The 7,505-nt window shown below is 67.2% G+C and carries 9 protein-coding genes; 3 read left to right on the top strand and 6 right to left on the bottom strand.

The features are described 5' to 3' along the window. Positions 1 to 103 precede the first annotated feature (103 nt). Complete coding sequence (locus WEB06_08335) at positions 104 to 268, top strand: hypothetical protein (protein MEX2555625.1); 165 nt, start codon at positions 104 to 106, stop codon at positions 266 to 268. Between the two features lies 1 nt (position 269). Here WEB06_08335 and WEB06_08330 read toward each other — a convergent pair whose 3' ends face one another. The 6 genes from WEB06_08330 to WEB06_08305 form a co-directional block, all read right to left on the bottom strand. After that, entirely contained in the window at positions 270 to 1,484 is a 1,215-nt protein-coding gene (locus WEB06_08330; protein ID MEX2555624.1) for a hypothetical protein, read from the bottom strand. Positions 1,485 to 1,760: 276 nt separating this feature from the next. Continuing rightward, positions 1,761 to 2,495 carry a hypothetical protein gene (locus WEB06_08325; GenBank protein MEX2555623.1) on the bottom strand — a complete coding sequence of 245 codons (735 nt, stop codon included), beginning with the start codon at positions 2,493 to 2,495 and terminating at the stop codon, positions 1,761 to 1,763. 245 nt (positions 2,496 to 2,740) lie between these two features. Then, the gene (locus tag WEB06_08320; protein MEX2555622.1) at positions 2,741 to 3,142 is read right to left on the bottom strand and encodes a DUF393 domain-containing protein; all 402 of its coding nucleotides are present in this window, start codon (positions 3,140 to 3,142) and stop codon (positions 2,741 to 2,743) included. Positions 3,143 to 3,172: 30 nt separating this feature from the next. Further along, entirely contained in the window at positions 3,173 to 4,141 is a 969-nt protein-coding gene (locus WEB06_08315) for an HTTM domain-containing protein (GenBank protein ID MEX2555621.1), read from the bottom strand. After that, a complete protein-coding gene (locus tag WEB06_08310; GenBank protein MEX2555620.1) occupies positions 4,138 to 4,686 on the bottom strand; it encodes a hypothetical protein in 549 nt (182 codons plus the stop codon). The genes WEB06_08315 and WEB06_08310 overlap by 4 nt, the downstream gene beginning before the upstream one ends. A gap of 66 nt (positions 4,687 to 4,752) precedes the next feature. Then, positions 4,753 to 5,772, bottom strand: a complete 1,020-nt coding sequence (locus WEB06_08305; GenBank protein MEX2555619.1) for an LLM class F420-dependent oxidoreductase — start codon at positions 5,770 to 5,772, stop codon at positions 4,753 to 4,755. Between the two features lie 218 nt (positions 5,773 to 5,990). Here WEB06_08305 and WEB06_08300 point away from each other — a divergent pair, with 218 nt between their 5' ends. Both WEB06_08300 and WEB06_08295 read left to right on the top strand, forming a co-directional pair. Beyond that, positions 5,991 to 7,229 (top strand): hypothetical protein, encoded by a 1,239-nt coding sequence (locus tag WEB06_08300; GenBank protein ID MEX2555618.1) that lies wholly within the window; start codon positions 5,991 to 5,993, stop codon positions 7,227 to 7,229. Between the two features lie 35 nt (positions 7,230 to 7,264). Further along, a partial coding sequence (locus WEB06_08295; protein MEX2555617.1) for a hypothetical protein occupies positions 7,265 to 7,505 on the top strand: 241 nt, incomplete at its 3' end.

Raw genomic sequence — 7,505 nt, 5'->3', positions numbered from 1 at the left:
CGTCCGTCCAACACCACCGCCATCTTCACCGAGGCCGACTAGCACCCCCCCGTCACCGAGGCCGACACCTACCGACCCCTACCCTGGAGGCGTTTCCCTTCCGGTGCCGCCGGCCGGCGACTCGTTCTTCCGGGTGAGCGATGTGGCGCCCTCGCCCGGCGTCTCCCGCGGCATGGCCTCGTTCATGTGGATCGCGCTCGTCCTGTTCGCCGTGGGGCTCGTGATCCGCTGGTTCTTCGTCGCAGCTCGCACCGGCGACGACGGCTGAGCTAGTCAGTTCGGTTCGAGTTCCCTTCGCGGAAGACGGCCTGCGCGAGTTCGTCCGCGCCCGGCCCTTCGTACCGAAGAACGTACAAGCCGTTGCGCAGGTCGACGACGTAGATCAATCCGTCCGACACGATCGGCGTGCTCCACATCGCGATCTTGACCGGACCCGCGGTGAGGCGGGGATCCTCCGTGGCGACGCGGGCGAGCGGTTCGGGCGAGAAAGTCGCCAGCGCTTCGAGTCCTTCTTCGCCGACGGCGGCCGCGACCAGACCTGCGCCGTGCCAGCTCACAAGGACAACACCGCCGACGACGGTCGGATTGTGCGACGAGAACGAGTACGCAGAGGACCGCGGCGCGCCGGTGCATGACTGCACGTGATTCCGCTCGGTGCGGAGCTCTCCGACGAGGCGCGGCCGGCGCGGGTCGGCGACGTCGATGAGTCGCATCCAGCCCCACGGACAAGAGCCGGCTCCTCCGTAGACCTCGTCTGTCGTCAGCACGCGCGGGATCCCGGGAACCTCGATCGCCGAGTGCGGACCGGGCGACCAACGCAGTGCGGCTCTTGGGGGCGTGATGAGCGCAACGTCGGGGCTCGGGGAGCCGCGCGCGAGATCGCTTGAATCCAGAACCGCGAAGCCCCCACCCAGATGCGCCAGATAGGTGCGGGTTCCATCCGCCGACACCCCCACGGAGTGGAGCTTGCCTCCGAGCTCCCGGTTGCCGGTCCATCCGGCGACCGTGGCGACCTCGCCCGTTCGCGCGCGAGAGATGTCGAGCACGAACAGACCCATGCTGCCGTCGCCTGGGGTGTCGGTCGAGACGTACAACAGGGCTCGCCCCGGCCGGATCGGATCGACCCAGAGGAACATCTCGTGGGCCGCGGACGCAGTCGGGAACTCCTTTATCAGCCGGGGAGCTCGGGCACGACCGCCGCGCAGATCGTAGAAGCGCAGCGACGATCGACCCGACCCTGAACACTCGTGCGCTGAACCGCCGCACGGCAAGTTCAACACGACGAGCAGGTCCTGGTCGGGCCAGATCCTCAGCTCACGGGAGCTCGTTCCTACGGGCGGCGGTGCGATCTCGCCGACGACCCGCGGCTTCGCCGGATCCTGGACATCGACGACGAGCACGCCGGGACGGGGGTGGTCGGAGGATGCGTCCGTTCTGTTCCCGACGTAGACGTAGCGCGAGCCGACCGCGAGCCCTGCGTTCATCCCACGGCTCAGAAGCGGCTCGTGTCCGACCAATACGAATCGGCCGGCTACCGGCGGCGACGACGACGGTGAGGAAGTCGGTGTCGCGGATGAAGGAAGAGGCTCCGGAGTGGCATCGCCCTCGCAGGCCGACATCGCGAGGCAAAGGCACAGCACCGCCCAGAGCCTTATTCTCGTCACCGTTCCATCTCACCACGAGACGCGTGTTCGGGCCGAAGCAAAGTGAGAATAAGCAAAGGGGGCCCGGGAAGGGCCCCCTCGCACGTTCCCTTGATGTCAGCCGTTGAGGCCGAGGATCTCCTCGACCGAAACGATCACCGCACAGTTCACTTCGGTCACGACCCCCTGGTCGCCGCCTAGCGGGAACGGCAGACCCAGGTCGATGTCGTGCACGAGGCTGGACGCGAGCCCACCTTCATTGTTCTCCGGTGCGAAGGCAGAGTGCTGTGTGCCGTCGCCGTCGAAGTCGGTGGAGCAGGTCGTCTCGCCGTTCTGGCAATCCGAATCCTCTTCGTCGGTTGCACCGTCTCCGTCGTTGTCGATCCCGTCGGAGCATGTCTCGTCTCCGGGAGGACCTTCGGGCTCCTGGCAGTCGGAGTCTTCCTGGTCGGTTGCACCGTCTTCGTCGTTATCGATCCCGTCGGAGCAGGTCTCATCTCCGGGAGGACCTTCGGTGCCGGGCCCGCCATCACCGGGGCACTTGTCTAGAAGACCCTTAGGCAGGTCAACGAGGTGATTGTCGGCGTCACACGGAGGGTCGTCCGGCGGGGGATCCGGGGTGCCGTTTCCGTTACCGCCACCATTGCCGTTACCGCCACCGTTGTCGTCGCCGCCACCGTTGTCGTCGCCGCCACCGTTGTCGTCGCCGCCACCGCCACCGCCACCGCCACCGCCTCTGCCGTCGTCCGCTGCTGCGACGGCTTTCGCTCCGTCGCTGGACGCCGCCATCGCCACGCCGAAGGCGGACAGCATCGCGACGATCACGAGAAGAATCAGAAACTTCCTGTTCATGGATCCCCCCTCTGGGATCGAAGTCGGTCGAGGCCCCCAGCATCTTGGTTCTGTGTTGGGTGCTCTTCTCTTCACCTCCCCGGTCCTCGACTCACAGAACAAATGGTCCCTTACCCCATTTTTTCCGACCTAGACGCTTAATGGCCGCGAGAGCCCCTTTTTTCAAGACGAACGGCTCAAACGCGACCTGGCAGCCCGACGAAGCTCTTGGGGTGCCGACCGGAAGCTTGGAGAGTGCTGGGCGGCTACGGTTCGTGGCGGGAGCGCACTGAGGGGTCGACGGCGCACGCTTGCTCGCCGAGGATCCGTCCGAGCTTCTCGCGGTTCCTAGCGATCAAGCGGTAGATGCGGTCGGTGCTCTTCGGGAACAGGCCGGCCATAACTGCGAGCGGCGCGCCGCCCGGTAGGAGCCGGAACAGCGGAGCGACGCCCGCGCCGGCGGAGCGCACCACACCGTCCTCTCCGACGAGATGCCAGGACGCCATCTTCTGTTCCTCATCCATGTCGCCGAGAAGGGTCTGGCCCTCAGAGCTCTGGATCGGGAGAACGCGCAATGCGCCACGGCGATCCCACCGCCGGACCCGATCGCTCGTCCAGCGGCAGAAGCCGCAATCGGCGTCGTACAGGAGCGTCGTTTCGCTCGACACGCCTTTAACTGTATCTGGGTGGGGGAGCCCTCATCCGGAGACCGATGCCGGCGTCTTCGTCGCCGAGCCGGAGTCACCGGTTTCGGCGATCCGGCGGAACACGCCGAAGCGGGATGCTCGCATCCGTGCGCGTACGCGTCCGAGGAAGACCTCCATCGCGTCCTCCGGCACGAACGCGATGTACGAGGCGATCATCACCATCGAGAAGAACCCGAGCGCGAATGTGATCTCGATGAAGAGATGGAGGGCGATCCCGGCGACGATCAGGTACGGGCGCCAGCGCCGGTTCCAGATGAACAAGGCGAGAGCGAGCTCGACGGCGAGGGTCCCGAACGTCAGGACGTTCGCGAGCAAGACCGAATCGGTGAGCGCGTCGGGCAGGGGAAGTCGGACGAGGTCATCGACCCGCAGCGACTCGGACACGGCAGTGCCCCCGAACCAGCGCTCGCCGCGCGCCTTCGCCCAAACGGTGAAGAGGTACACCATGCTGATCTGGATCTGTACGAGACGGAGCGCCCACGGCGCACGCTTGGGGAAGGTCCAGAACGAGGCGCGAGCGGCTCGCCGGCGATCGAGCGAGAGCGCCTCACCGGCAGGCGCAAGCGCGATGAACAGCGCGATGTTCCGAAGGAGTGCGTCGCCGGAGTTGAAGACGAAGGGGTCGCGACGCGTCAGCGACATCAACGCGATCCACGCGATCGCGGCGGCGATCCGCGTGCGATAGCCCAGGGTGAGGCAGACGGAGGAAACCAACAGCGATCCGATCACGCAGACGACGGCGATGTCGGATCCGAAGAGCGCGAGCAACCCCCACCTGACGCCCACGGGAGGATGCTCGGGGAGCACGCCGTGCGAGGAGAAGAAGCTCAGGACGTCCGGTGCGACCGCCACCGCCCAGGCGAACATGATCAGCCCGAAGGCGATCCGCAGCACCGCGAGCGTCGCCACCGAGGTCGGTGCGAACCAGAAGCGATCCCAGAAAGGCTCGGGACGTTTCACGGACCGCCCTCCTGGTACTGCACCGTGAGGAGGACGCTCTCACGCCAGGGTTGTTTCGAAGGCTTTCCGCTCCCGAGCGGGGGTGCGACGTACGAGCGCTTGACCAGTACGACTTCCACCGGCACCTTCCCGTCTTTCGTGTGCATCCGTGCGATCCAGTCCGCGGTGGGTTCGAGGAGCTCGTCGTTCGAGGACGCAAGAACGTTGCCCGCCCACTTGCGCCAACGGAACGTGCGGTACACACCGACGAACGGGTTGCCGGTCGGCGGGTGCCACACCGTGATCGAGCCGTCGTCGAACGTGATACGCGCCTCGAGCTGGAGCGTCGCGCGCCGGGGATCCGGAGCGAACAGGTTCCAGTTCTGGTGCAGGCCGGTGGCGTCGAGATACGGATCGAAGACCTTCATGCCGGTGCGGCGAAGCTCGGAGGCAGGCAGGTTCGAGATGAGCATGGCGGCCAGCGTGAACAGGATCACTCCGGATATGAGGGCGCGGCCGGTCGAGCTCGTCTCGAGACGGCGTTGGAGGCCCCCCGTGCTCTTCATCTTCAGGTCACCCAATGTTGACGTCGGCGGGCGAATGGTCCGACTTGAGTGCGAGAACGACGGTTCCTATCGATTGGCCTCGGCGAGCGTCTCGAGCGTGCGGCGCCGGCCGTCCAGATCGGGAGCCATCGGGCCCACGACGAGTGCCGTGCACCCGGACCCGCTGAACGCGGAAAGGCCGTCGCGGAGGCGCTCCTTGTCCCCGACAAGCGATACGGCGTCGACGAGATCGTCCGGCACGGCTCCGATCGCCGCACCCTTGTCGCCGCCGAGGAACAGATCCTGGATCCGTTCCGCCTCTTCGTCGAAACCGTAGCGCCGCACGAGCGCGTTGTAGAAGTTCTGTTCGCGTGATCCCATCCCGCCGACATAGAAGCCCACCGCGAACCGGGCGATATCCCGGCCCATCTTCAGGTCGCCCGCGAAGGCGGGGACGAAGGGCGCTATCTCGAGCGGGCCGAGCGATGGGGAACGCTTGGCGCGTCCCGCCGCAAGCGCGGGGCCGAAAACCCGGCTCGCATGGGCCGGCGAGTAAAAGGTGGGGAGCCAGCCGTCGGCAAGCTCGGCGGTGAGCTCGACGTTTCGCGGCCCGAGCGACGCGACGTAGATGGGCAGGTCGGGGCGCAACGGCTTGTTCAACAGGCGAAGCCCTTGCGTCAGGTTGAAGACCTCGCCCTCGTAAACGAGCTTGTCGCCGGCGAGCACCTTGCGGACGATGTCGATCGTCTCTCGTGTGCGCCGGATCGGCCTGTCGTATGGAACGCCGTGCCATCCTTCGATCACCTGCGGACCGCTGACGCCGATGCCGAGTATGAAGCGGCCGCCCGACAGCTGATCCAGCGACGCGGCCGTTCCGGCGAGCATCGCGGGAGTTCGCGCGTAGATGTTCGCGATGTTCGTACCGAGCTTGATCCGGTCGGTGGCCGTCGCGATCTGGGTGAGCGTCGTGAACGCGTCGAAGCTGTACAGCTCCGACGCCCACACGGAGTCGTAGCCGAGGGCCTCGGCCTCCCGGGCCAATGCGATAAGGCCCTCGCGATCGTGTGTCTCCGTGTAAGGGAGCTCGATCCCGAGCTTGAGCGTCATCGACCAGACCCTATCGCGGCTCGACTCGACGAGCGACGGTTGGAGGTTCCGGGACACATCGGACTTTCATGTACGGACCGGGCGCAGGTTGGGGGCAGCCGATTCGGGTGGTCGCAGATGGCCCGTCCGGGGAGTTATCCAAAGTGATTCACCGGTCGATATGGAGATGGATCGATCGAGGGCAGGAGCCTGGGGGCCGGCCCCTACGAGGTGATGGCGTGGCGAAGAAGGTCAACGCTCCACTCTGCGACCGATGCGAAACGCCGTATCGGTCGGCCGTGGCGTTCTGCCCTTCCTGCGGTGGACCCACCCCGTGGACGTCACACGAGGAGCGGGTCGCCTGGGAGGTGCGTCAGTGGCGCGCCAATCGTGCGTCGACCGAGCGCGACAAGCCGCAGATGATGCTCGTGCGGACCGAGGCGGGCTACCAGCCCATGCCCGTGGCCCGCACCGACTACGTGTGGGATCAACCGCTCCATCCCGAGCGCGCGGTCGCGCCCGAGCCCTCTCGTCGGGCCCCGGCCCCGGCCGCCGCGGTCCAGGCCCCGACACCTGCTTCCCGGTACGCCGTCGTCGAACGCCCGGCCGAGCCGCACCAAACGAACGATGGAAATGTGAACGGCCACGCGGCGGTGGCTCGCCGACCGGCCGTCGAGATCGCGGCGCCCGCTCCCGAGCATGTGGCCGAGGTGACGCCGCCGACCGTCGTCCGACCGTCTGAGCGGGTCGAGCTTCCCGACCCTGCGGGATCGCTGTTCGGGTCCGCGGACGACCGCGTGACGGTGTCGAAGAAAGCCGTCGCGCTCGGGATCGCGCTGGTCGTCGGGCTCCCGTTCGGCGGGAGGGTTCTGGGTCTTGGCGGAAACACGCCGGTGGTTGCACCTCCGAAGGCCGCCGTCGCCGCGGCCCGGCCGGCCGCGCTGGTCGCCGCACGGTCTGGTTTCGAGCAGCTCGGCCCCGATGCCGTTCGCTACGCGGTCGTGATCCACAACCCCAACAAGTCGTTCCAAGCTTCAGGGGTCACGGTTAACGTCGTCGTTCACGATGCGCGCGGCCGCCTCGTCGGAACCGATACCGAGCGTGTCACCGCAATCCCCGCCGCCGGTGCGATGGGGGTCACCGGCGCCGTCGGCGTATCCGGCGCGGCGTCCCGGATGAGCGTGAAGGTCGGGACCACATCGTTCCAGGAAGCGAAGCCAACCAAGCCTTTCCGTGTCCGCGACGTGCGGCTGAGTCGCGTCGACGGCCAGTTCGTCGTGCGCGCGTCCGTTTCCGGGGTCGAAGCCGTGAAGGGAGCGCGCGTCGTCGTGATCCATCTCGACCGCACGGGGAGGGTTATCGGCGGCGACTTCACGTACGTCGACGTTCCGCGAGCACCGAAATCGGTGAGCGCCACGATCTCCACGGCCGGCGTTCCGGGCGGAGCGCGCGTGGAGGTTTATGTACTACCGCGCTAGGCGCGGGCTCGATTCGCATGTGCGAGGATGCATGCGTGGGGGAGCGCGATCATCCGGACCGCGGCGCGGAGCATCGCGCCGATCTGAGCGGGCTCGGCAGGTTGTCGGAGCAACCGCCCGCGCCACGCGGCGAACGCGCGGCGCCGATCATCCGGGGACTCTCGATACTTCTGCTCGCGATCGCGGCCGCGGGTTTGCCGTGGTACTTCCTGACGCGAGCGGGTACGGATCTTCCAGATCCCGGCACGGCGGCGCCGGGGGGGGGGGGGGGGGGGG

The sequence above is a fragment of the Actinomycetota bacterium genome (genome assembly GCA_040905475.1).
Lineage (GTDB): Bacteria > Actinomycetota > AC-67 > AC-67 > AC-67 > DATFGK01.
Note: the sequence above shows the minus strand (reverse complement) of the source record. Positions and strands in the feature narration are given on the sequence as shown.

Coding starts and splice junctions, on each gene's coding strand:
- WEB06_08330 (MEX2555624.1), bottom strand. CDS start 1,484: ATGAACGCAGGGCTCGCGGTCGGCTCGCGCTACGTCTACGTCGGGAAC.
- WEB06_08310 (MEX2555620.1), bottom strand. CDS start 4,686: ATGAAGAGCACGGGGGGCCTCCAACGCCGTCTCGAGACGAGCTCGACC.
- WEB06_08325 (MEX2555623.1), bottom strand. CDS start 2,495: ATGAACAGGAAGTTTCTGATTCTTCTCGTGATCGTCGCGATGCTGTCC.
- WEB06_08305 (MEX2555619.1), bottom strand. CDS start 5,772: ATGACGCTCAAGCTCGGGATCGAGCTCCCTTACACGGAGACACACGAT.